The following is a 23,296-nucleotide window of genomic DNA, read 5'->3' on the forward strand; positions in this document are numbered from 1 at the left end:
CAACACAGGTTAAGACCGAAATAGTCAGCAGGCCGGCACGTTGACCGCGAGCCCGCCAAGTGAGGTTTCCTTGTACTTGTCGCGCATGTCGAGCCCGGTCTGGCGCATCGTTTCGATGACTTTATCTAGGCTGACCATATGCGTGCCATCGCCCAGCATGGCGAGGCGCGCGGCGTCGATCGCCTTGACTGCGCCCATCGCGTTGCGTTCGATGCAAGGGATCTGCACCAGCCCGCCCACCGGATCGCAAGTCAGGCCCAGGTTGTGCTCCATGCCGATTTCGGCGGCGTTCTCGACCTGGGCATTGGTTGCGCCCAGCGCCGCTGCCAGTCCTGCCGCTGCCATCGAGCAAGCCACCCCGACTTCGCCCTGGCATCCAACTTCCGCCCCGGAAATTGAGGCGTTCTTTTTGTAAAGCGCGCCGATTGCCGCCGCCGTAAGCAGGAACGTCCGGCGGGTTTCCGCCGTGCCGCGATAGCAGCGATCGTGGAATCGCATCACTGCCGGGATGATCCCCGCAGCACCGTTGGTGGGGGCGGTTACAACGCGCCCGCAAGCTGCGTTTTCTTCATTGACGGCCATGGCCCACAAGTTGATCCAGTCCAGGATCGCGAGTGGATCGCCCAGGTTTGATCCATGGTTGGCCGCCAGATCAGCGGCGAGCGATGGCGCGCGGCGGCGCACATTGAGCCCGCCGGGAAGTATTCCGGTCTCGCGGCAGCCCCGGTCGATCGAATCCGACATCGCCTGAGCGATTCCATCGATCCCGGCCAGCACTTCGGCTTCGGGGCGGCGGGCGCATTCGTTGGCAAATTCCAGATCGGCAAAGCTCTTGCCGCTCGCTTCGCCCAGTGCGAGCAGTTCAGTGCCCGAAGAAAAGTCATAGGGCAGGGCGCAGCGCTCCACCCCGGCGTTCTCGTTGCTGCCGGCCTCGTCCTCATCAACCACGAAGCCGCCGCCGATCGAGTAATAGAGCCGCCGCGCCAGTTCTGCGCCCGCACCATCAAGCGCGACAAAAGCCATCGCATTGGTGTGATAGGGAAGCCGCTTGCGCTGGAAGAAAACTATGTCGCATGCTGGATCGAATGCGACTGCTTGGCCGCCCAGCACGATCTGCTTCGCTTCAGCGATCCGGGTCAGGATCTGGGGGACAGCTTCGACATCAACTGTCGCGGGCGCTTCACCCGCCAATCCCAGGATCACGGCGTTGTCGGTGGCGTGGCCCTTGCCGGTCAGCGCCAGCGAGCCATAGAGCTCAACCTTGATCCGCCGCACCGCCGCGAATTCCGGCTGCAGTGCCATCCAGTCTCCAAACCGCCGCGCCGCAACCATCGGGCCAACGGTGTGCGAGCTCGACGGACCGATCCCGATCTTGAACAGTTCGAACAGGCTGATGCTCATACGCGGGCCGGAAGCTCGGTAACCACCGGTTCGTGCCCGGTCAGGCGCAGAAAGGCCTGCAGGTCCGCGCCGGACAGGCCCAGTGTGGCGGTGTTGCGCAGCGGGTGGACGTTGACCGTGTCCGCATCGGCCAGGCGGTGGTCGACCACGAAAGTTACCGCCTGCGCCGTATCGTTGAACGCGGCGAGCGGGGTAACCGAACCCGGGACCACGCCGAGCAGTTCCTCCATCGCCTCGGCCTTGCCGAAGCTGACTTTCTTCGAACCGATCGCGGCGGGCAGCGCCTTGAGGTCAATCGAGACGTCATGCGGCGCGGTGACGACCCAGAACTGGCCGCCAGCGTCCTTCAGGAACAGATTTTTGGTGTGGGCCCCGGCGATCTCCGCATGGAGCCGCGCGCTTTCCTCGACGGTAAAAACCGCCTCGTGCTCGTGCAGCGACCAGGCGATGCCATTGGCTTCGAGCATGCCCAACATTTCGGATTCACGGGTCATTTTATGGATCTGCTGTCTGGAGTGGCGGCCAGGTGGCCATCGCGTGCAGGGGCTATGGGGGGCAACGCCGAAGGTCCATGCGCTGAGCCGAGCATAAGCAGGTTTGATTGAGAGCTGCAATTCCCGTGATTTCTATCGGAATGAGTTTTGATGCCATGAAAAAAAGGCATTGTCCGATCCCAGCATAATGGGTGACTTTGTCGTGCCGAGTTGCGGGACGGAAAGTTCCGAGGCCTGACAATGGGGGTTGGGGTACTGAGGGTCAGTACCGTCACCTCGTGCCGTCATGGTGTTTCTAGGGAGGGGTTAAGTGAAAGCAGCACTCAAGATTTCAAGCGCGATCGCCGCAGTGGCGATGTTCGGGGCCGGTGGCAGTGCTGCCTGGGCTCAGGATGCCGGTGGCGCCGAGACGTCGCTGGGCGTGGACGATATCGTGGTGACCGCAACGCGGCGCGAAGAATCGGCCAACCGCATTCCGGTCGCGATTCAGGCGCTTGGTGCCAAGCAGCTTGAACAGCTCAACGTCACCAGCTTCGAAAAGCTGGTTGAATACCTGCCCTCGGTCCGCACCGCTTCGCGTGGTCCGGGCATTTCGTCGGTCTATATCCGCGGGCTGTCGACGGACACCGCCGGGTCGCAGATCCTCGGCGTGGCGGGCGTGCAGCCCAACGTGGCGCTCTATCTCAACGATGCCCCCGCTTCGACCCCGGGCCGCAACCTTGACATTCACCCAACCGACATCAACCGCATCGAAGTGCTGGCGGGCCCGCAGGGCACGCTGTTTGGCGCGAACGCGATGGGCGGGGCGATCCGCTACATCACCAACAAGCCGAACCTCAACGAATTCGAAGCCGGCTTCACCGGGATGGCCGCCACCACCAAGGGCGGTGCGGCCAGCTTTGGTGCGGAAGGCTTTATCAACCTGCCGATCGTCAAGGACAAGCTGGGCCTGCGTCTGGCGTTCTACAGCGATCACCAGGGCGGCTATATCGACAACGTCGCCGGTACCTATCGCATGCCGTGGGATGCGGGTGGCCCGGGCCGTCTGCCCACCGGCAACCCGCTGCTGGTTACCCAGGCGATCCAGAGCTGCGTCGGCAAGGTGAACTGCGTTGCCACCGCGACGGGAACCAGCGGCGGCTTCAAGGTGCCGCTGCGCCAGTCGATCAGCAACAACGCCTTCATCGAAGACAATTACAACGATGCCAACTACAACGGCGGCCGCGCCACGGTTGATTTCCACATCAACGATGACTGGTCGATCGAAGCGATGACGCTCTATCAAGAGCTCAAGACCAACGGCGTGTTTGACTATGCGCCGGGGGTGGGTGACCTCAAGGTTCAGCAGTATGGCCCGAACACTCTGAAGGACACGATCAGCCTGTCTACCCTGACCCTCAAGGGTCGCATGGGTATCCTGGATATGATCTTCACCTCGTCCTACCAGAACCACCATTCGGTCCAGCAGGCTGACTACGCGAAGTACGCCAACATCGGCCTCTATATGCCGTTCTACAACTGCGACCGCGGCGTCTATTATGCCGGTTATGCCACTTCGGCGGCGCAGGGTCAGACCTGCTATTCCCCGGCCAACAGCTACAAGGTCAATGACCGCAACAAGCGCTGGACGCAGGAATTCCGCATCACCACTCCGGCCGAAAACCGGCTGCGGGCAACCGTTGGCGGTTTCTACGATCTCAACAAGATCTATGACGTTACCCAGTGGAACTATGTCCTGCCGGCCGCCGGCTTCATTTATGATCTGACGCCAAATCCGCAGGTCAACAAGGAAATTGGTGCCGGCGTGCTGCCGGGGGCCGGGTTCGTCAACACGATCCTGCGCCGTGACCGCCAGTTCGCACTTTACGGCGAAGCCTCGTTCGACATCGTGCCCGACAAGCTGACCATCACCGGTGGCGCGCGGTACTACGATGAAAGCGCGGCGATGTACGGCGGGTCGAGCTCAAGCTTCTCCGGCACGGTGCGTGCCACTTGCGCCACGGTCAGCACCGATCCGGCGACTGGCCTCACCACCTGCAACTATGTGCCCAAGGCCGTCGCGCCGACCAGCCTTGCTGCCAGCGCGGTGCTTTCGACCAACCTGGCCGGGATCAACCCGGCCAAGTACTCGGGCGTGATCTTCAAGGGCAACCTGACCTACAAGATCACTCCGGATTCGCTGATCTATGCCACCTTCTCCGAAGGGTTCCGTCCGGGCGGCTTCAACCGCAAGGGCTGCAACGGCGGCGTTGCGGCGCAGGCAGCCTATGCTGCGGCATGCGCGGCCAACCGTGCCTATGCTCCGGACAAGGTCAAGAACTACGAACTCGGAGCCAAGTTGGGCCTGCTCGATCGCCGGCTGCAAATCAACGTGGCGGCCTACAAGATCGAATGGAAAGACATCCAGATGGCGGCGTTTGACCAGAACATCTCGAACCAGACCTTCGTCAGCAACCTGGCCAATGCGCGGATCTATGGCTTTGAAGGCGATATTACCGCACGTCCCAGCGCGGGTCTGACCATTTCGAGTGGCTTCTCGTACAACGACACCAAGCTGACCGGCTGCACCGGCAATGCGATTGCCACTTTGCTCTGCGCACAAGGTGTGCTGGTTCCCGCAGGTAGCCCGCTGGCGCTTAGCCCGAAGTTCCAGGGCAACCTGCGCTTCCGCTATGAGTGGGAGATGGAAGGCGGGCTCAAGCCGTTTATCTCGGCGGGGATGCACTATGTCGGCAAGACGATCACGTCAGACATTGCCAACACCAACATCCTCTACACCGGCTGCAACTCGCCCTATGCAACCTGCCCGAGTGCAGCAAACCCGAACGCCGCAAATGCGACAATTAACGGCGTGTTCGTCAAGCCAGGCGATCCGATCCAGCTTCAGCCGAACTCGTTCAACCAGCCCAGCTACACCACCTTCGAAGCCTCGATCGGGGTCAGCAAGGACAACTGGTCGCTCACCATTTACGGTGAGAACCTGGGTGACAAGCGGCCGCAGTTGTTCACCAGCGCCAACGACGGTGAAAAGCGCGTGACCACTTCGCGCCCCCGTACCATCGGTATGCGCGTTTCGTACAAGATGTGAGAGTGATAGCCCCCCGTCATCATGAACGGGGGGCGGGCTCTTCGGGTCGGATCGGGGGTGGCGCCCGCAAGGTGCTGCCCCCGTTCTTTTGGAGAGTCGCTTTCGTGTTGGACAATGCCGGATCTCAAGCCAAACTGACCGCATGGTGACCAATCAACAGACCGATACCCTTGTACCAGCCCAGTCGGAGGAAGCCGACCGGCTGGTCGACGCGGCCAGACAGGCGTTGCAGCGCGGCCAGTTGCCGCAGGCCGAAGGACACTGTCAGCAGGCTCTGAAACTACGCAGCGATCACCGCGAAGCCTTGTTCATGCTGGCCGCAATCCAGCGCTTCTCACGCCGCCCGCTGGATGCACTGGCCACCGCCGCGCGGCTGATCGAACTCGATAGCGGCTATGGCCGCGCCTACCAGGAACGCGCACTGTGCCTGCGCGCGCTGGGCCGCGATGCCGAAGCGCTGACTGCCTTTCAGGATGCGGTTGCACTCAATACCGGATTGCTCCCCAGCTGGCGCGCCCTTGCGGAATTGCAGCGGGCCAACGGTCAGAGCGAAGCGGCGGAATTTGCCCTGGCACAGTGCGCCTATCTGGAAAGCCTGCCGGATGAATTGCAAGCGGTGATCCGGTTGATCCAGGAACACCGTTTGGGCATGGCCGAAAACCTGTGCCGGGCTTTTCTGCAAAAGCATGGCCATCACACCGAAGGGATGCGTTTGCTCGCGGAAATCGGTGTGAAGTTCAATTCCTATGACGAGGCGGAGTTTCTGCTGGAATCATGCCTGGTGCTGGAACCCCAGAACACCAACGCCCATTTTGACTACGTCAACGTGCTGAACAAGCGCCAGAAATTCGGCGATGCGGTGGAACAGGCCAAGGCGCTGCGGCAAAAGGCACCGGGCATGGGGCAGTTCGATCTGCTCTATGCCAACCAGGTTCTGGCCGTGGGCGAATTTGACGAAGCGCTGGGGATCTATCGCCAGCAACTGGAACGGATGCCGCGCAATCCTACGCTGCACCTGTCGGTTGGCCATGCGCTGAAAACGATCGGACAGCAGGGTGAAGCAATCGCGGCCTACCGCGATGCGTACAAGGTCAAACCCGATTTTGGCGACGCCTATTGGAGCCTGGCCAATCTCAAGACCTATCGCTTTGAAGACAGCGAACTGGCGCAGATGCGGGCGTTTGAAGAACGCGGCGAAACTGGGCTGGCGGACCGTTATCACCTCTGCTTTGCGCTGGGCAAAGCGCTGGAAGACCGCGGCGAATATGGCGAAAGCTTTGCCTATTACGAACGCGGCAACCGCCTGAAGCGTGACGAAGTGGGTTATGACTGGCGGCGGATCACCAAGGAAATCGGACTGCAGCAGGACCATTGCGGGCCGGAGCTGTTCGAGCAGTTCAAGGGGGCCGGCTGCCCCGCGCCGGATCCGATCTTCATTCTGGGGCTGCCGCGCGCCGGATCGACCTTGATCGAACAGATCCTGTCATCGCACAGCGAGGTTGAAGGCACGCTGGAACTGCCCAACATCCTGTCACTGGCCCACCGGCTGGACGGCGCGCGCCGACGCGACGAGGAAGCGAATTATCCCCGCAACCTGACCGAACTGGACCGCGCCGCGCTGACCCAGTTTGGCGAGCATTTCATCCGCGATACCAGGATCCACCGCAAGCTGGGCAAGCGCTTGTTTATCGACAAGATGCCCAACAATTTCCGGCACATTGCGCTGATCCACCTGATCCTGCCCAATGCCCGAATCATTGATGCCCGGCGCGGTGCCATGGGTTGCTGCTTCTCGGGCTTCAAGCAGCTGTTCGCCGAAGGGCAGGAGTTCACTTACGGGCTGGAGGAAATCGGCCACTATTACAGCGACTATGTGGGCCTGATGGATCACTGGGACCGGGTGCTGCCCGGCAAGGCGCTGCGCGTTCAATATGAAGACGTAGTCTCTGATCTGGAAAACCAGGTCCGGCGGCTGCTCGATTTTCTGGGCCTGCCGTTTGAACAGGCGTGCATCGATTTTCACCGCACCGAACGTGCCGTGCGCACGGCCAGTTCGGAACAGGTGCGGCAACCGATCTATCAAAGCGGCGTCGACCAGTGGGAGAATTACTCGGACTACCTGGATCCGCTCCGTACGGTTCTGGGATCGAAGCTGGCGAACACTTGAAGGGGGATGGGATGATGCAGGCAGAAAGACCGATAACCGCCGATGACAAATCGACGGTTTATGAACGCTGGTACGTCCTGTTCATCATGATGCTGGTCTATACGATCAGCATCGCTGACCGGTACGTTTTCTCGCAGGTGCAGGATCAGATCAAGGCTGAGCTGCAGCTTACCGATTTCGGGATCGGGCTGGTTGGCGGGGTTTCACTTGGGTTGTTCTATGTGACGATGGGCATCCCCTTGTCCTGGCTAGCGGATCGGAAAAATCGTCGCAATCTGCTGGCTTTTTCAATTACCGTATGGTCGGTGGCGACGGCCCTGTGCGGCCTTTCCAAGACCTTCTGGCAACTTCTGCTTGCGCGGATCGGCGTGGGTATCGGAGAGGCTGGCGGAACACCGCCCTGCAATTCGATCGTGGCCGATTATTTTCCGGCTGCGCGCCGGCCGATGGCGATGACCCTGTTTGCGCTGGGCGCACCGATCGGAGCATGGCTCGGGGCCGATATGGCCGGTGCGATCAGCCACGCCTATGGCTGGCATATGGCCTTCCTGGTGCTCGGCGTGCCGGGCGTCCTGCTGGCCGTGATCATCATGCTGACGATCAAAGAGCCTGAACGCGGCCGGCTTGACGCGGTGTCGAGCGAGGAAACGCCGACCTTGAAGGAAACGCTGCGCTTCCTGCGCACGCAAAAAGCTGCCTTGCACGGCATGATGGGCGGCGGGCTCTCGGCTTTTTGGGGCTGGGGGCTGATGTGGTTTACCTCGCCGTTCCTGCAACGGAATTTCCAGCTCAACGAGGCTGAGGCCGGGGCGATCACCGGTCCGATCCATCTGTGGATGGGCATCGGGGCTTCGCTGCTGACGGCATGGATCCTGACCAAGCCAAGTTTTGCAAGCCCGAAGCAGGTCACCAGATTGCTGAGCGTGGTCACCGCTTTGGCGACAGTGCCATCGATCATCGCCTATTACACTCACTCGCTTCCGCTCGCGACCCTGATGCTGTGGATCTTCATTCCCGCGATCTATTTCTACATCGGTCCGGCTTTCGCACTGGTCCAGAATCTGGCCCCGTCGAAAATGCGGGCGATGTTTGTCGCGATCTCGTTGCTGTTCGCAAACATCCTTAACCTCGTCGTGATTCCGCCCTTGATCGGCTTTCTGAGCGATACATTCGCCGGGCCGGGCGGGGCAGATGGGGCGTCGCTCAGGACAGCCTTGTTGATTCTTGCTCCGACCGGATTCTGGGCCGCCTACCACTATTGGGCCGCCGGGAAGACCATCGAGGCCGACCAGAAGCGAGCAGTTGGGTATGTCTGATTCTTTGCTGTCCTATATCGCCGGGCAATGGGTTCTGCCCGGCGACAATGGTGTGCACGAGGCGGTAAATCCGGCCACTGAACAAGTCTGCGCCCGGGTCGCGTTGTGCGGACCCGCCGAAGCCGATGCTGCTGTGCGCGCGGCGCGGGAGGCATTTGAGGGCTGGCGCACGACCCCGCTCGATGCGCGTATGGCATTGGTTGAGCGGCTGATCGCCGTGTTCCAGCGCCGCTATGATGCAATGGTGTCAGCGATCTCAACCGAAATGGGCGCGCCGCATGACCTTTCGCACAATTCGCAGGCGGAATGCGGTCCCGGCCACCTGACCGAGACATTGCGCGCGGCGCGGGCGATGGAGTGGGAAAGGCCGATTGGCACAGGGGCCTTGCTGGTTCACGAACCGGTTGGCGTCTGCGTGCTGATCACCCCGTGGAATTGGCCGATCAACCAACTGGCTGCCAAGATCGGCCCGGCGCTGGTCGCGGGCTGCACCATGGTGGTCAAGCCGAGTGAAATGGCCCCGCTTTCCGCGCAGCTGTTTGCCGAATTCGTGGATGAAGCAGGTTTTCCGGCCGGGGTGTTCAATCTGGTTCATGGCACCGGGGCCAGCGTTGGTCCAACGCTGACCGCGCATCCCGAGGTTGACATGATCTCGTTCACCGGATCGACTGCAGCGGGGATCATTGTCAGCAAGTCCGCTGCGGATACGGTCAAGCGAGTCTCGCTGGAGCTGGGCGGAAAATCGCCCAACCTGGTATTTGATGATGATGCGCTGGAAGCGGCGGTTACGCGCGGCGTGCTGCATTGCTTCAACAACACCGGCCAGTCCTGCAATGCTCCAACCCGGATGCTGGTGGAAGCAAGCGCTTATGCCCGCGCGGTTGAAATCGCGGGCCGCGTGGGGGCCGCCGCCGTGCTGGGCGATCCGGCCAGGCCGGGTGCGCATCTGGGACCGGTCAGCAGCAAGGCGCAGTTCGACAAGATCCAGAGACTGATCCAGGCCGGGATTGATGAAGGCGCGCAACTGGTCTGTGGCGGTCCTGGCCGGGCAGACGGGTTCGATCGCGGATACTATGTCCGCCCGACGATCTTTGCCGGTGTTCACAACGATATGACCGTGGCGCGCGAGGAGATCTTCGGCCCGGTCCTGGTGATGATCCCCTTTGCCGACGAGGCTGAGGCCGTGCGCATTGCCAATGACACGCCCTATGGCCTGGCTGCCTATGTCCAGAGCCAGGACATGGACCGCGCCCGCCGTATCGCCCGTCAGATCCGCGCGGGCAGCGTCCACCTCAACGGCACCGGGCAGGATTATTGCTCTCCCTTTGGCGGGTTCAAGCAATCCGGCAATGGCCGCGAATGGGGCGAATGGGGCCTCCATGATTTCGTCGAACTCAAGGTTATCAACGGATACGGCGCCGCATGAAGCTTTCTGACATCAAGACCTTTGTGGTCGGCAATCCGCCGCCGCATTTCGGCGGGCGTTACTTTGTGTTCGTCAAGCTGACCACGGCCTGCGGGATCAGCGGGGTGGGCGAGGCTTATTGCGTGCCGTTCGAGCCGCATCTGGTCGCGAAAATGATCGAGGACGTGTTCGGCCGCTATCTGGCCGGGCAGGATCCGCACGACATCGAGGCGATGTGGCGGCGGGTCTATTCCAGCGGGTTTACCCAGCATCCCGACCTGACACTGATGGGTGTGCTGAGCGCGCTGGAAATGGCCTGCTGGGACATCGTCGGCAAGGCGGCGGGGCAGCCAGTGCACAAGCTGCTGGGCGGCCGCGTGCATGAACGGCTGCGCGCTTACACCTATATCTATCCGCGCCCGGGCGACCAGACCGACGTCTACCATGATCCGGATCTCGCCGCCGAACGTGCGCTGACCTATCTCGACATGGGCTTTACCGCGCTCAAGTTCGATCCGGCCGGGCCCTATTCGGCTTTCGACGGGCGGCAACTTTCGCTTGAAGCGCTCGACCTGTCTGAACGGTTCTGCAAGCGCCTGCGCGAGGCGGTGGGCACACGTGCCGATCTGTTGTTCGGCACCCATGGTCAGATGACCGCCGCTGGGGCGATCCGGCTCGCCAAGCGGCTTGAGAAGTACGATCCGCTGTGGCTGGAAGAACCGGTTCCGCCTGATGCGCCCGAAGAAAGCGCGCGGGTCGCGCGAGCCACCTCGATCCCTGTCGCCACGGGTGAGCGGCTGGCCACCAAGTACGATTTCGCCCGCTTGCTCGATTGCGGCGGGGCTGCAATTCTGCAGATGAACCTGGGCCGGGTAGGTGGTTTGCTCGAAGCCAAGAAGATCGCCGGAATGGCCGAGGTCCGTCACGTCCAGATCGCTCCGCACCTCTATTGCGGGCCGATCGTCGGCGCGGCGAATGTCCAGCTTGCGGCCTGTTCGCCGAATTTCTTGATCCTCGAAAGCATCGAGGATTGGAGCGGATTCCACGCGCAGATTCTCAAGGTTCCGATCCGGTTCGAGGATGGGCATGTGATCCCGCCCGATGCCCCAGGGTTGGGAGTGGAGATCAACGAAGATGTCGCGCTTGCGCACCCCTACAACGGGACCATGCTGCATCTCGAAATGACCCAGCATCCCGTGCGCTGATGGACGAATTTGACTATATCATCGTGGGTGCCGGCACCGCAGGCTGTGTCGTCGCCAGTCGGCTGGCCGAGAGTGGGCGGCACAAGGTCTTGCTGCTTGAGGCGGGAGGATCGGATCGCAACGTCTGGATCCAGCTGCCGATCGGCTATGGCCGGACCTACTTCGATCCCAACGTGAACTGGATGTACGATACACAGCCCGTGCCGGGGCTGGGCGGGCGCAGCTCCTATTGGCCGCGCGGCAAGGTGGTGGGCGGTTCAGGCTCGATCAACGCCATGGTCCATGTGCGCGGGCAGCCGCATGATTTCGATGACTGGCGCGCTCTCGGCAATCCCGGGTGGGGGTGGGAGGATGTGCTGCCCCACTTCATCAAGGCCGAAGACAGCGACATCGTCGAACCGGGCCTGCGCGGGCAGGGCGGGCCGCAGCATGTTACCGACATTTCTGATAAAGTGCATCCTCTGTGCCACCGTTTTGTGGCTGCTGGGGCAAGCCTTGGATTGCCCCGGGCGCTGGATTTCAACGGCAGTGAGGGGGAAGGGCTGGGCATTTTCCAGATCAATACCCGTGACGGTCGCCGCGCCTCAACCGCCAATGCCTATCTGCGCCCGGCCTTGCGACGCGGGAAAATTGTGCTTGAAACACATGCACTTGCGACACGGATCTTGTTCGAGGGGCGAAGGGCCAGCGGGATCGAGTATCGCCAGCGCGGCACGATCCGGCAGGCGCGCGCGCAGGGCGAGGTGATCCTGTGCGGCGGCGCGGTCAATTCGCCGCAACTGCTGCAACTGTCCGGGATCGGCCCTGGCGCACTGCTTTCGGCGCTGGGGATTGAAACCCGGTCAGACCACACGGCGGTTGGCCAGAATCTGCAGGATCATCTGGCGGTCAGCTATTTCCATCGCAGCGCATTGCCGACGTTGAATGATGAACTTGGGCCGCTGTGGGGCAAGGCCAAGGCGGCACTGCACTATGCCCTGAACCGGGGCGGGCCATTGTCGATGAGCGTCAACCAGGCAGGCGGCTTCGTGCGCAGCACGCCGAACGCGCCGCGGGTTGATCTGCAACTCTACTTCTCTCCGGTCAGCTATACCCAGACCCCGCTATCCGAGCGGAGACTGGCCAATCCTGACCCGTTTTCAGCGTTCCTGCTGTCGTTCAACGCCTGCCGCCCGACCAGTCGGGGCACCCTGGAGATCGCCAGCAGCGATCCTGCGCTGTCGCCGCTGATCCAGCCCAATTACCTCGATACGCAAAGTGACATCGATGAAGCCCGCCGGGGCATCGCCCTGATCCGCCGTATTGCCGAAGCCGCGCCGCTGGCCGAGATCATTACCGGGCAACTGGTGCCAGGCGCAGAGGTGGTTTCGGACGACCAGTGGCTGGAGGATTTCCGGGCCCGCGCGGATACGGTCTATCACCCCACCTCGACCTGCCGGATGGCCCCCGATCCGGCGCAAGGCGTGGTTGACGCGCGGCTGCGCGTGCATGGGCTGGCGGGGCTGCGCGTGATTGACGCCTCGATCTTTCCCACGGTCACATCGGGCAACACCAATGCCCCGACCGTGATGGTCGCTGAAAAGGGCGCTGCAATGGTGCTTGAGGACTGCCCGGCCTGAATCAGCCCAGACTGATCCAGGCCGATTTTGACTGCATGTAGCCTGCCAGCGATTCCAATGACTTGTCGCGCGTATTGCCCGATTGCTTGAACCCGCCAAACGGCTGGTTCATGTCACCATCGCCAAAGCAGTTCACCCAGACCACGCCCGCTTCCAGCGCTTTCACCACCCGGTGCGCGCGGGCCAGATCGGCCGTCCAGACCGAGGCTGCCAGACCATAGATCGAATCGTTGGCGATCCGGATCGCCTCGTCCTCGCTGGTAAAAGTCAGCAGGCTGACAACCGGTCCGAACACTTCCTCGCGCCCGATCGCCATCTGCGGCGTTACCCCGGTGAACAGCGCGGGCAGGACATAGGCACCATCCGGCCGGGCCGGATCGGGCGTCCCGCCCATTTCCAGCCGCGCGCCTTCGGTTGTGCCGGTCTTGACCCAGTGCAGCACTTTGTCCTGCTGGGCGCGCGAGACCAGCGGGCCGAGCGTGGTGGCGGGATCAAGCGGGTTCCCGGGTTGGTAAAGTTCCGCCGCCTTCTGCTTGAACGCGGCGGTGAACGCTTCGGCGATGTCGGCATGAACCAGCAGGCGCGAGCCGGCATTGCAGACCTGGCCGGCGTTGTCGAAGATGCCGCGTACGGCATGTTCGGCGGCACGGTCCAGATCGGGCAGATCAGGCATGAAGATCTGCGGGCTTTTGCCGCCGGTTTCCAGCGCGACCCGCTTCATGTTTGATTGACCAGCATAAACAAGCAGTTGCTTGCCGACATTGGTGGAGCCGGTGAAGCTGATCTTGGCCACATCGGGATGCAGGGCAAGCGCCTGCCCGGCGTCGATCCCGGTGCCATTGACCACGTTGAACACCCCCGGCGGGCCGCCCGCTTCGAGGAACAGCAGGGCCAGTCGGATTGAGGACAGCGGCGCCAGTTCGGAGGGTTTGAGCACCACGCAATTGCCTGCCGCGAGCGCTGGGGCAATCTTCCACGCGGCCATCAGCAACGGGTAATTCCACGGACTGATCGCGCCGACAACTCCCAGCGGTTCGCGCGCGACCTGGTGCACCGCATCGTGCGCGCTGGTGCTGACCGAGCCGTGCAGCTTGTCAATCGCCTCGCCGAAATAGCGCAGGGTTACAACCACTTCCGGCAAGTCGATGGTCAGCGCGTCGGTGATTGGTTTGCCCATCGACAGCGTTTCAAGCAGGGCCAGTTCGGCGCTGTGTTCCTCGACCAGATCGGCCCAGCGACGCATGATCGCCATGCGGTCGCGCGGGTACATGTGGCGCCAGCGGCCGTCCTGCCAGGCGGCACGCGCAGCGGCGACAGCGCGGTCAATATCGGCCGCTCCGCCGCACGAAACCTGGGCGACCGTGCTGCCATCGGCGGGATTGATCACGGGATGAACCGCGCCGCCGAACGCAGGCACAAGCGCGCCATCGATTACCAGGCCGGTGTCGATCCGCAATTCAGCGGCGCGCGCCTGCCATCCGGCCAGATCGCTGGGAATTCCGCTCACCGCCGGGGGACCACTTCGTAACCCGGCTCTTCGGGTTCATCATCGACCATCTGGTCAGGGAAGCCGCTGCCCAGCACTTTCAGACCCAGCGGTTCTTCGAAGCGGCGGATGATGTTGGGCGAAAATTCCCGGTCACCGTATTGCGCGCGGGATTCCTTGAACAGGCGCACGATCAGCGGGGAGAGTTCCACCGGAACGCCGTGTTCCTGCGCGATTTCATCGAACAGGCCGATGTCCTTGCTGACCAGATCCATGGTGAAGTTGATGTCGCGGCTGCCGTTCAGGATCACCTGGCTTTCGGTTTCATGGACAAAGCTGTTGCCCGAGGAAATGCGGATCGCTTCATAGGTGGTGTTCATGTCCAGCCCGGCGGCCTTGCAGGTGGTCAGCGCTTCGGCCAGCGCAACTAGATGCACGGTGCACAGGTAATTGGTCATCACCTTGAGCTGTGAAGCGGTGCCCAGCGGTCCGGTGTGGAGCAATCGGCGGCCCATCGATTTCAGCAGCGGCAGGACCCGGTCAAAGCCCTCGCGCGGGCCGCCCGCGAAGATCGAGATGTTGCCGGTATCAGCACGGTGGCACCCGCCCGAAACCGGGCATTCCATGAACAGCGCACCCTTGGCATCGACCAGCGCGCCCAGCCGGATCACTTCCTCGTAATCGGTGGTGCTCATTTCCATCCAGACCTGGCCCGGACGCATCACTTGCAGAAAGCCGTCCGCACCCTCGGCCACGGCCGCGCTGGCGGCGGGGCTGGGCAGGCAGGTGACGATCACGTCGCACTTTTCACCCAGATCGCGCGGACTGGTCGCCGCGCTGGCACCGCGCGCGGTGAATTCCGCCATCAGTTCAGGATTGAGATCACGCACGGTCACATCATGGCCGTTGCGAATCAGGCTTCCGGCCAGTTTGCCGCCAACGTTGCCCAGGCCGATAAATCCGATTTTCATGTCTTCACTCTCTCTGTTCGATATTCCGGTCAGGCCCGCGTTTTCAGACGCAGGCTGTCCCAACTGATGTCTCCGGTCCACCCGCCATCGACCGGCAGGCAGATCCCGTTGATGAAAGCCGCCGCATCCGAGGCGAGGAAGGCGATGCCTTCGGCCACGTCTTCCGGCTGCGCGAACCGCGCCATCGGCACGCGGTTGACGATGTCGGTGTCGCTATAGGCGCCCGAGCCCATGTCCTTCACGTCCATTTCGGTCTTGATCCAGCCGGGGCAAACCGCGTTGACGCGGACCCCGCGTCCGCCCCATTCGCCGGCCAGGGTCCGGGTCAAGCCGATCAGCCCGTGCTTCGAAGTATTGTAGGCTGAACGATGGATCACCCCGCCAAGCCCCGCGACCGAGGCCACGTTGACGATTGAGCCAGTGCCTGCCGCCAGCATCTGACGGCCAAAGGCGCGGCAGAGCAGGAAGGGGCCTTGCAGGTTGACCGCCATCACCTGTTGCCATTGATCAAGCGAGGTTTCCTCGGCCGGCTGGATCAGGCTGATCCCGGCATTGTTGACCAGCACCTGTGCGCCGCCGCAATCCTTGGCAATCCGTGCCGCAAGGTCCGTGACAAAGGCTTCGTCCGAAACGTCTCCGCTGATCGCAATTGTGGCGGGGCCAATTGCCGCAGCGGCAGCTTCCACCGGCTGCAAGTCGGTCAGCACCACGCGGTAACCAGCAGCGGCAAGTTTGCGCGCCGTTACTTGCCCCAATCCCTGCGCCGCACCGGTGACGACAGCCGTCTTCATTGCAATCTCCCGCTGGCTCTTCGCCCGCGCAGCGTCCATGCAATGTTGCGGCGTTAATCGCCACTATTAGAATTTTTGATAGCTGATTTGGCACAAATGCGGCGGGCCACTGACAGGCTATGCCTCGGCGCGCCGTTGCTGACGGCTGGGATCACATAAAGCAGGAAATGAGACGCAGGGATGGCGACCGTCGAAGCAGGTGAAGGTATCCGGTTGGCCGCAAAGGGCCTGGACGTGGCACTGCCGGGCCGGGGCGATACCTATTTCAATTACTACTGGCTGCGCGACAATTGCAGCACCTCGTTCGACCGCGAAACGCGCGAACGGGTGTTCGACATTTTCCATCTCTCTACACCGCCCGCGCCGCGCGCTGCGCGCATCGTTGGCGATGCGCTGGTGATCGAATGGGCGGGGGAGGACCACGTATCAACCTACCCGCTGAGCTGGCTGGAAAGCTGCGCTGCAGGCTCGCGGTTCGATCCGGCCGATATGCCGCGCCAGCCCTGGTATTCGGATCACTATGCAACGCTGCACCGCGTCCCCTTCGCCAGCCTGCGCGCAGACAAGGCGGCACTGGCAGGCTGGCTCAAGGCCGTACTAGTCGAAGGCGTGGCTTTCGTTACCGACATGCCTGACAGCGACGAGGCGCTGACCGAACTGGTCCAGCATATCGGCCTGGTCCGCCCGACTTTCTTTGGCGAATATTTTGACGTGCGCACCCACATCGAACCCAGCAATCTGGCCTATACCGCCAAGGCACTGGAACTGCACACCGATACCCCGGCAGAAGAGCTCGCGCCGGGGATCCAGTTCCTGCATTGCCGCGCCAATTCGGTCGAAGGCGGGGACAACCTGTTCCTGGATGGGGTGGCCGTGGCGGAAGACCTACGCTACGAAGCGCCCGAGGATTTCCGGATCCTGTCGGAAACCCGCGTGCCCTATTATTGCGAGCATGACACCTATGACATGCGATCGTACCAGCGGGTGATCGAACTGGATGATAATGGCGCGGTTTCGGGGGTGACGATCAGCCAGCATATGGCCGATGTGTTCGATATGCCGCAGCAGGATCTCGATGCTTTCTACCCCGCGTTTTGCCGGTTTGGGCAAATGTTGCAGCGCGACAAGTACCTGATGCGGTTCAACATCCGCGCGGGCGAATGCATCGTGTTTGATAACCACCGGATCGTTCACGGGCGCGATGCCTATTCTGCCACCAGCGGGGATCGTTACTTGCGTGGCTGCTATGCTGATCGCGGCGAACTGCGCAGCGCGTACCGCATCCTGGCCGGGGAGGGCCGGTTCAAATGAGCCTGCCGAGCGAAGCTCAACTGCGTGAGGATCTGGCCGCCGCTTTCCGGCTTGCCGCGCGGTTCGGCTGGCATGAATCGGTGGGCAATCACTTCAGCGCCGCAGTTTCCGAGGACGGGCGCAAATTCCTGCTCAACCGACGCTGGCAGCATTTTGAATCGATCCGTCCGGATGACCTGCTGCTGCTCGATGCCGATGATCCATCGGTGATGGAGGGGCCGGATGCACCCGATGCTTCGGCCTGGACAATCCACGGCACGATCCACCGGCTCAGCCCGGCAACCCGGGTCGTGCTGCACTGCCATCCGGTCCACGCGACGGCGCTGTCGATGCTGGCCGATCCCGAACTGAAGCCGCTCGACAACAACACCGCCCGCTTTTTCAACCGGGTCGCAATTGACCGGGAATTCGGCGGGATTGCCGATGATGCGGCGGAAGGCGTGCGGCTGGCCAAGGCGTTGGGCAATCACAAGGTCATGTTGATGGGCAACCACGGCCTGTTGTGCAGCGGCGCCAGCGTGGCTGCTGCATTTGAAGACATGTATTATTTCGAACGTGCGGCCCAGACCCAGTTGCTCGCCTATTCCAGCGGTCAGCCGCTGGCAGTGCTGGACGATGCGACGGCCGAAAAGACCGCGCAAGGGTGGGAACCCTATGCCGGCATGGCCGATGCCCATTTCGGCCACCTCAAGTCCACTTTGGCGTAACGGGAATGGCCGGGCGCATTCCTGCAACAATGCGTGCGGTCGAACTGGTCGGGTTCGGCGGGTTTGAGCAGCTGCGGTACCGGGTCGACACTCCGGTTCCCTGTCCGCAGGCGGGCGAAGTGCTGATTGCGATTGGCGGGGCAGGGGTCAACAACACCGATATCAACACCCGGATCGGCTGGTATTCCAAATCGGTCCGCAGCGCGACTTCGGCCGGCGGCAACGGCGGTTTTGAAGAAGCCGAAGGTGAAGGCTGGAGCGGCGCGCAGTTCACTTTCCCCAGGATCCAGGGGATCGACGCCGCCGGGCGGATCGTGGCGGTTGGCGAAGGTGTGAGCGCGGCGCGGATTGGCGAACGCGTGCTGGTCGAACCGGCGCTGCGCCGCGACGATGGCCGAACCGATTTCTTTGGATCGGAATGCGACGGGGCCTTTGCTGAATTTGCGGTGGCACCCGCCGCGCATAGCTACCGGATCGAATCGACGCTGTCCGATGCCGAACTCGCTTCGTTCCCCTGCGCCTACTCCACCGCCGAAAACCTGCTCCACCGCAGCGGCGTTGGCACTGGCGAGCGCGTGCTGGTAACCGGCGCTTCGGGCGGGGTGGGATCGGCCGCGGTGCAACTGGCCAAACGCCGCGGTGCGCATGTCACGGCGCTGGCCGGCACGTCGAAGCATGCGGCGGTGCAAGCAATCGGCGCTGACGTGGTGCTCGATCGCTATGCCCCGCTGGCCGAGAATGACTTTGATGTGGTGATCGACGTGGTCGGCGGACAGAGCTTTCCCGAACTGCTGCGCGCGCTGCGTTCGCGCGGCCGGTATGCCACTTCGGGGGCGATTTCCGGCCCGCTGGTCGAACTTGACCTGCGGACCCTCTACCTCAAGGACCAGACCCTGTACGGCTGCACCGCGCTCGATCCAGGGGTGTTCGCCGATCTTGTCGGTTATATCGAACGCGGCGAAATCCGGCCTTTGGTGTGCGAAACTTTCCCGCTGGAATGGATCGAGGCGGCGCAGCGCCTGTTCCTGGAAAAGCGCCACGTCGGCAAGATCGTACTGATCCCCTAGGCTGCAGCGCCGCGCGCCGGAATGGCACTTATCCATACCATTAAAATGCGCCATATCGCCCCGACGGACCGCTTGCGCCCTGTTTTACTTTGGCGTTGGCTGACATAGGGACCCTGACAACAGGCAGGAAGCGCAAGGCAATGCAATCGACGGCAAGAGTAGTGGTTATCGGTGGCGGCGTGGTGGGGGTCAGCACGCTCTATCACCTCGCGAAAATGGGCTGGAGCGACTGCGTCCTGATTGAGCGCAAGGAACTGACCAGCGGTTCCACCTGGCACGCGGCCGGGCTGCTGCCGCTGTTCAACCTGTCCTACTCGGTCGGCAAGATTCACCAGTATTCGGTCGATTTCTATCCCAGCCTTGAAGCAGAGACCGAACTCAACGTCGGCTTCTCCAACGTCAGCAACATCCGTCTGGCCCGCACCCAGGACCGGTTTGACGAATACAAATACTACGCCGGGGTGGCCAAGACGATCGGGGTCGACGTCAAGTTCCTCACGCCCGAGCAGGTCCAGGAAGTCTGGCCGCTGTGCAATGTCGCCGGGATCATCGGCGCGATCCAGCACCCGGATGATGGCTATATCCAGCCTGCCGACCTGACCCAGGCGCTGGCCAAGGGTGCCCGGCAGCGCGGCGCCAAGATTGAACGCAACACCACCGTCACCGGCATAACGCAAAAGCCGAACGGGGAATGGGTGGTCCAAACCGATCAGGGCGATATCACCTGCGAACACGTGGTTTCCGCCAGCGGCAACTTCGCCCGCCAGACCGGCCGCATGGTCGGGCTCGACATTCCGGTGGTGCCGGTTGAGCACCAGTACATCGTTACCGATCAGCACCCGCTGATCATGGAGCGCCGCGCCAAGGGGCTGCCCGAAATGGGCGTGCTGCGCGAAAGCGATTCCAGCTGGTACATGCGCGAGGAAGCCGGTGGGCTGCTGCTTGGGCCCTACGAAATCGGCGCGCCCGCGTGCTACGTCGATGGTCCGGCGGCAAACAGCGAGTACGAGCTGTTCCCTGACGATCTGGAACGGCTGATGCCCTACATCGAAACCGCGATCACGCGCGTTCCGGCGTTCGGCGAAGTCGGTGTGAAGAAAGTTTACAACGGCGCGATCGCCTATACCCCGGATGGTTCGCCGATTGTCGGCCCGGCCTGGGACAAGAAGAACTTCTGGCTCAACGAAGGGCATTCCTTCGGGATCACCGCCGCGGGCGGGGCCGGGTGGCAGCTGGCGCACTGGATTGTCGATGGCGAACCCACCATCGACATGATGGGCGTCGATCCGCGCCGCTTTGGTGACTATGCCGGCGAAGGCTATCTGATCCAGAAGAACGAAGAAGCCTATGCCAAGGTCTTCACCGTTCACTACCCGGACGAGGAACGCGAAGGTGCGCGTCCGCTGCGCCAGACGCCGTGCTACAGCCGGATGAAGGATCTGGGCGCGGTGTTCGGTTCGGTGTTCGGGTGGGAACGGCCCAACTGGTTTGCGCCCAAGGGCTATGAGCTGAGCGACGCCGATCTGGACCGGCCGGACGTGCTGCTTAACCACAACCACCCCGATGTGGACGGAGAGCCGATCCGCGAAAAGTGGTCGTTCCGCCGCTCGAACTATTTCGAACATGTCGGCAATGAATGCCGCCACGTGACCGAAAAGGTCGGGCTGCAGGATATGAGCGCTTTCGCAAAGTGCCGGATCAGCGGTCCGGGTGCGGAAGAGTGGCTGAGCGGCCTGCTGACCAACGCCGTGCCCAAGATGGTCGGCCGCGTTACGCTGTCCTACCTGCTCACCGCCAAGGGCGGGGTGCGCGCCGAATTCACCGTCTACAAGACCGCTCCGCAGGAATACTATCTGGTTTCCGCCGGGGCATATGAACGCCACGATCAGGATTACCTGAAGAAGGCGCTGCCCAAGGACGGTTCGGTCACCTTCGAACGGCTCACCACTTCGATGGGCGTGCTGGTGCTGGCCGGGCCGCGCAGCCGCGATGTGCTGAAGAAACTTACTCGCACCGACCTGTCGAACGAGGCGTTCCCCTGGCTGACCGGCCAGCGGATCAGCATCGGCGCGGCCCCGGTCGATGCGCTGCGCGTCAACTTCATTGGCGAGCTGGGCTGGGAAATCCATCACCCGATCGAGATGCAGAACTACATCTTCGACAAGCTGATGGAAGCGGGTGCGGAGTTTGATATCAAGCCGTTCGGGATCAAGGCGATGACCCTGATGGCGCTGGAAAAGAGCTACAAGCTGATCCCGCGCGAACTGTCGGTGGAATACAACGCCTATGAAAGCGGGCTAGACCGGTTCATCAGCCTCAAGAAGCCCGGCTTCCACGGCAAGGACGGGCTGCTGGCCGGCAAGGAAGCAGGCCTTGCCAACCAGTTGGTGACGATGGAAGTGCTGGGCGTGACCGACGCGGATGCGCGCGGCAGTGAACCGATCTATCTGGGCGACGAACTGGTCGGCCGGGTCACTTCGGGCGGCTATGGCTGGCGCGTGGGCAAAAGCCTGGCACTGTCGATGGTCCGGCCAAGCCTTGCCGCTGTCGGTACCGAGCTTGAGATCGCGATTCTGGGCGTGCGCCACAAGGCTGTGATCATTGCCGACAGCCCGTTCGATCCGGAAAACACCGCGCTGCGGAGCTGAGGGGATGTTCGAGGCGCTGGGGGGAGATGTGCTGACAGTGCCCGCCACGGGCTCTGCCGTGCTGCGCGCGGGCGGCGATTGGCGCCCCAGCGGCACGCCGGGCTTCTGGGTCAAGCCGTTGGTCGAGGACGCCGAGGCCGGGGTGCGGACCTGGCTGATGAAAAGCGATCCGGGCGCTTCCTCCACGCTCCACAGCCATGATGAAATCGAGCAGATCTTCGTCATGGAAGGCACCTTTAGTGATGCTGAGGGCAGCTATGGCCCGGGTGATTTCATTGTGCGCGCCGTGGGGGCGCAGCACCTGACCAGTTGCACCGATGGTTCGCTGTCGCTGGTGATCTATTCCTCTGACGCAAGGAGCCGCGCATGACCCGTTTCAGCGCGATGAGCCTGTTTGCCAAGGCGCTTGGCAACCACAAAACCTGGCCCGAACTGTGGCCCGATGCGCAGCCTAAGGCGAGCTACGATGCGATCATCGTTGGCGCGGGCGGACACGGGCTGGGCGCGGCCTATTACCTCGCCAAGAAGTACGGAATCACCAATGTCGCGGTGATTGAAAAGGGTTGGCTGGGCGGCGGCAACACCGGACGCAACACCACCATCGTGCGCTCGAACTATCTCTACGATGAAAGCGCGCATCTTTACGATCACGCGGTCAAGCTGTGGGACGGGCTCAGCCAGGATCTCAACTTCAACGTGATGTATTCGAAGCGCGGTGTGATGATGCTCGCGCACAATGTTCATGACGTGCAGAGCTTTCAGCGCCACATCCACGCCAACCGCCTGAACGGGGTGGACAACGAATGGCTGACGCCTGAGCAAGCCAAGGAATATTGCCCGCCGCTGAGCATCGATCCGGGTGCCCGCCATCCCGTGCTGGGCGCGGCGCTGCAGCGGCGCGGCGGGACCGCGCGGCACGACAGCGTGGCCTGGGGCTATGCCCGCGCGGCTTCGGCGCTGGGCGTGGATATCATCCAGAACTGCGCCGTCACTGGCATCCGCCGGGGCGCCAATGGCGCGATTGAGGGCGTGGAAACTACGCGCGGGTTCATCGCTTCGAAGAAGGTCGGTGTTTCGGCGGCGGGCAACACCTCGGTCGTGATGCAGATGGCCGGGCTTGATTTCCCGCTCGAAAGCTATCCGCTGCAAGCGCTGGTTAGCGAGCCGATCAAGCCGGTGTTCCCCTGTGTGGTCATGTCCAATACGGTCCACGCCTATATCAGCCAGTCGGACAAGGGCGAGCTGGTGATCGGCGCGGGGACGGACCAGTACGTGTCCTATTCGCAGCGCGGCGCGCTCCACATCGTCGAACACACGCTGGCCGCGATCTGCGAGATTTTCCCGATGTTCCGCCGGATGCGGATGCTGCGCAACTGGGGCGGGATCGTGGACGTCACGCCCGATCGCTCACCGATCCTGGGCAAGACGCCGGTGCCGGGGCTCTACGTCAATTGCGGCTGGGGCACCGGCGGCTTCAAGGCAACCCCCGGCGCGGGCGACCTGTTGGCCTATACCATGGCCAGGGACGAACCGCACTGGATCAACGCCCCCTTCAACCTCGACCGGTTCCGCAACGGACGCCTGATCGACGAAGCGGCAGCAGCAGCGGTGGCGCACTAA

Annotated in this window: 17 protein-coding genes; 12 read left to right on the forward strand and 5 right to left on the reverse strand. The window is 62.5% G+C overall.

Annotated elements, in window-relative coordinates:
* Nucleotides 1–24: 24 nt before the first annotated feature.
* Nucleotides 25–1,401: an L-serine ammonia-lyase gene (locus MNBBLIKP_RS13350; RefSeq protein WP_088310745.1), complete on the reverse strand. Its 1,377-nt coding sequence runs from the start codon at nt 1,399–1,401 to the stop codon at nt 25–27.
* Nucleotides 1,398–1,895 carry a prolyl-tRNA synthetase associated domain-containing protein gene (locus MNBBLIKP_RS13355; protein WP_088310746.1) on the reverse strand — a complete coding sequence of 166 codons (498 nt, stop codon included), beginning with the start codon at nt 1,893–1,895 and terminating at the stop codon, nt 1,398–1,400. The genes MNBBLIKP_RS13350 and MNBBLIKP_RS13355 overlap by 4 nt, the downstream gene beginning before the upstream one ends.
* A gap of 310 nt (nt 1,896–2,205) precedes the next feature.
* Between MNBBLIKP_RS13355 and MNBBLIKP_RS13360 the strand changes: the two genes are divergently transcribed.
* The 6 genes from MNBBLIKP_RS13360 (at nt 2,206) to MNBBLIKP_RS13385 (ending at nt 12,695) form a co-directional block, all read left to right on the forward strand.
* A complete protein-coding gene (locus MNBBLIKP_RS13360) occupies nt 2,206–4,983 on the forward strand; it encodes a TonB-dependent receptor (protein WP_140420607.1) in 2,778 nt (925 codons plus the stop codon).
* 142 nt (nt 4,984–5,125) lie between these two features.
* Nucleotides 5,126–7,150 (forward strand): tetratricopeptide repeat-containing sulfotransferase family protein, encoded by a 2,025-nt coding sequence (locus tag MNBBLIKP_RS13365; RefSeq protein WP_088310748.1) that lies wholly within the window; start codon nt 5,126–5,128, stop codon nt 7,148–7,150.
* A gap of 11 nt (nt 7,151–7,161) precedes the next feature.
* Nucleotides 7,162–8,466: a spinster family MFS transporter gene (locus MNBBLIKP_RS13370; protein ID WP_088310749.1), complete on the forward strand. Its 1,305-nt coding sequence runs from the start codon at nt 7,162–7,164 to the stop codon at nt 8,464–8,466.
* Complete coding sequence (locus MNBBLIKP_RS13375) at nt 8,459–9,892, forward strand: aldehyde dehydrogenase family protein (protein ID WP_088310750.1); 1,434 nt, start codon at nt 8,459–8,461, stop codon at nt 9,890–9,892. The genes MNBBLIKP_RS13370 and MNBBLIKP_RS13375 overlap by 8 nt, the downstream gene beginning before the upstream one ends.
* On the forward strand, nt 9,889–11,076 hold the full coding sequence (locus MNBBLIKP_RS13380; RefSeq protein WP_088310751.1) for a mandelate racemase/muconate lactonizing enzyme family protein: 1,188 nt from the start codon (nt 9,889–9,891) through the stop codon (nt 11,074–11,076). Before MNBBLIKP_RS13375 ends, MNBBLIKP_RS13380 begins: the two co-directional genes overlap by 4 nt.
* Nucleotides 11,076–12,695, forward strand: a complete 1,620-nt coding sequence (locus MNBBLIKP_RS13385; protein WP_088310752.1) for a GMC family oxidoreductase — start codon at nt 11,076–11,078, stop codon at nt 12,693–12,695. Before MNBBLIKP_RS13380 ends, MNBBLIKP_RS13385 begins: the two co-directional genes overlap by 1 nt.
* A gap of 1 nt (nt 12,696) precedes the next feature.
* On the opposite strand, the gene MNBBLIKP_RS13390 is transcribed toward MNBBLIKP_RS13385, so the two are convergent.
* Genes MNBBLIKP_RS13390 through MNBBLIKP_RS13400 form a run of 3 tightly spaced genes read right to left on the reverse strand, consistent with a single transcriptional unit; the run spans nt 12,697 to nt 15,943 of the window.
* A complete protein-coding gene (locus MNBBLIKP_RS13390; RefSeq protein WP_254913055.1) occupies nt 12,697–14,202 on the reverse strand; it encodes an aldehyde dehydrogenase family protein in 1,506 nt (501 codons plus the stop codon).
* Nucleotides 14,199–15,152: an NAD(P)-dependent oxidoreductase gene (locus MNBBLIKP_RS13395; protein ID WP_088310753.1), complete on the reverse strand. Its 954-nt coding sequence runs from the start codon at nt 15,150–15,152 to the stop codon at nt 14,199–14,201. Before MNBBLIKP_RS13395 ends, MNBBLIKP_RS13390 begins: the two co-directional genes overlap by 4 nt.
* A gap of 29 nt (nt 15,153–15,181) precedes the next feature.
* Nucleotides 15,182–15,943 (reverse strand): SDR family NAD(P)-dependent oxidoreductase, encoded by a 762-nt coding sequence (locus tag MNBBLIKP_RS13400; protein ID WP_088310931.1) that lies wholly within the window; start codon nt 15,941–15,943, stop codon nt 15,182–15,184.
* Nucleotides 15,944–16,123: 180 nt separating this feature from the next.
* Here MNBBLIKP_RS13400 and MNBBLIKP_RS13405 point away from each other — a divergent pair, with 180 nt between their 5' ends.
* The 6 genes from MNBBLIKP_RS13405 (at nt 16,124) to MNBBLIKP_RS13430 (ending at nt 23,296) form a co-directional block, all read left to right on the forward strand.
* Entirely contained in the window at nt 16,124–17,254 is a 1,131-nt protein-coding gene (locus MNBBLIKP_RS13405) for a TauD/TfdA family dioxygenase (RefSeq protein WP_088310754.1), read from the forward strand.
* Nucleotides 17,251–17,961 carry a class II aldolase/adducin family protein gene (locus MNBBLIKP_RS13410; protein WP_088310755.1) on the forward strand — a complete coding sequence of 237 codons (711 nt, stop codon included), beginning with the start codon at nt 17,251–17,253 and terminating at the stop codon, nt 17,959–17,961. Before MNBBLIKP_RS13405 ends, MNBBLIKP_RS13410 begins: the two co-directional genes overlap by 4 nt.
* Before the next feature lie 29 nt (nt 17,962–17,990).
* Complete coding sequence (locus MNBBLIKP_RS13415) at nt 17,991–19,028, forward strand: alcohol dehydrogenase family protein (RefSeq protein ID WP_088310756.1); 1,038 nt, start codon at nt 17,991–17,993, stop codon at nt 19,026–19,028.
* Between the two features lie 140 nt (nt 19,029–19,168).
* Complete coding sequence (locus tag MNBBLIKP_RS13420) at nt 19,169–21,676, forward strand: GcvT family protein (protein WP_088310757.1); 2,508 nt, start codon at nt 19,169–19,171, stop codon at nt 21,674–21,676.
* Between the two features lie 4 nt (nt 21,677–21,680).
* Nucleotides 21,681–22,046 (forward strand): cupin domain-containing protein, encoded by a 366-nt coding sequence (locus tag MNBBLIKP_RS13425; protein WP_088310758.1) that lies wholly within the window; start codon nt 21,681–21,683, stop codon nt 22,044–22,046.
* Nucleotides 22,043–23,296 (forward strand): sarcosine oxidase subunit beta family protein, encoded by a 1,254-nt coding sequence (locus MNBBLIKP_RS13430; RefSeq protein WP_088310759.1) that lies wholly within the window; start codon nt 22,043–22,045, stop codon nt 23,294–23,296. Before MNBBLIKP_RS13425 ends, MNBBLIKP_RS13430 begins: the two co-directional genes overlap by 4 nt.

The sequence above is a fragment of the Novosphingobium sp. B 225 genome, from assembly GCF_002198665.1.
GTDB lineage: Bacteria > Pseudomonadota > Alphaproteobacteria > Sphingomonadales > Sphingomonadaceae > Novosphingobium.

Excerpts from the sequence above, each read along its gene's own strand:
- MNBBLIKP_RS13350 (WP_088310745.1), bottom strand. The coding sequence starts at position 1,401 with ATGAGCATCAGCCTGTTCGAACTGTTCAAGATCGGGATCGGTCCGTCG.
- MNBBLIKP_RS13355 (WP_088310746.1), bottom strand. The coding sequence starts at position 1,895 with ATGACCCGTGAATCCGAAATGTTGGGCATGCTCGAAGCCAATGGCATC.
- MNBBLIKP_RS13365 (WP_088310748.1), top strand. The coding sequence starts at position 5,126 with ATGGTGACCAATCAACAGACCGATACCCTTGTACCAGCCCAGTCGGAG.
- MNBBLIKP_RS13370 (WP_088310749.1), top strand. The coding sequence starts at position 7,162 with ATGATGCAGGCAGAAAGACCGATAACCGCCGATGACAAATCGACGGTT.
- MNBBLIKP_RS13375 (WP_088310750.1), top strand. The coding sequence starts at position 8,459 with ATGTCTGATTCTTTGCTGTCCTATATCGCCGGGCAATGGGTTCTGCCC.
- MNBBLIKP_RS13380 (WP_088310751.1), top strand. The coding sequence starts at position 9,889 with ATGAAGCTTTCTGACATCAAGACCTTTGTGGTCGGCAATCCGCCGCCG.
- MNBBLIKP_RS13385 (WP_088310752.1), top strand. The coding sequence starts at position 11,076 with ATGGACGAATTTGACTATATCATCGTGGGTGCCGGCACCGCAGGCTGT.
- MNBBLIKP_RS13395 (WP_088310753.1), bottom strand. The coding sequence starts at position 15,152 with ATGAAAATCGGATTTATCGGCCTGGGCAACGTTGGCGGCAAACTGGCC.
- MNBBLIKP_RS13400 (WP_088310931.1), bottom strand. The coding sequence starts at position 15,943 with ATGAAGACGGCTGTCGTCACCGGTGCGGCGCAGGGATTGGGGCAAGTA.
- MNBBLIKP_RS13405 (WP_088310754.1), top strand. The coding sequence starts at position 16,124 with ATGGCGACCGTCGAAGCAGGTGAAGGTATCCGGTTGGCCGCAAAGGGC.
- MNBBLIKP_RS13410 (WP_088310755.1), top strand. The coding sequence starts at position 17,251 with ATGAGCCTGCCGAGCGAAGCTCAACTGCGTGAGGATCTGGCCGCCGCT.
- MNBBLIKP_RS13415 (WP_088310756.1), top strand. The coding sequence starts at position 17,991 with ATGCGTGCGGTCGAACTGGTCGGGTTCGGCGGGTTTGAGCAGCTGCGG.
- MNBBLIKP_RS13420 (WP_088310757.1), top strand. The coding sequence starts at position 19,169 with ATGCAATCGACGGCAAGAGTAGTGGTTATCGGTGGCGGCGTGGTGGGG.
- MNBBLIKP_RS13425 (WP_088310758.1), top strand. The coding sequence starts at position 21,681 with ATGTTCGAGGCGCTGGGGGGAGATGTGCTGACAGTGCCCGCCACGGGC.
- MNBBLIKP_RS13430 (WP_088310759.1), top strand. The coding sequence starts at position 22,043 with ATGACCCGTTTCAGCGCGATGAGCCTGTTTGCCAAGGCGCTTGGCAAC.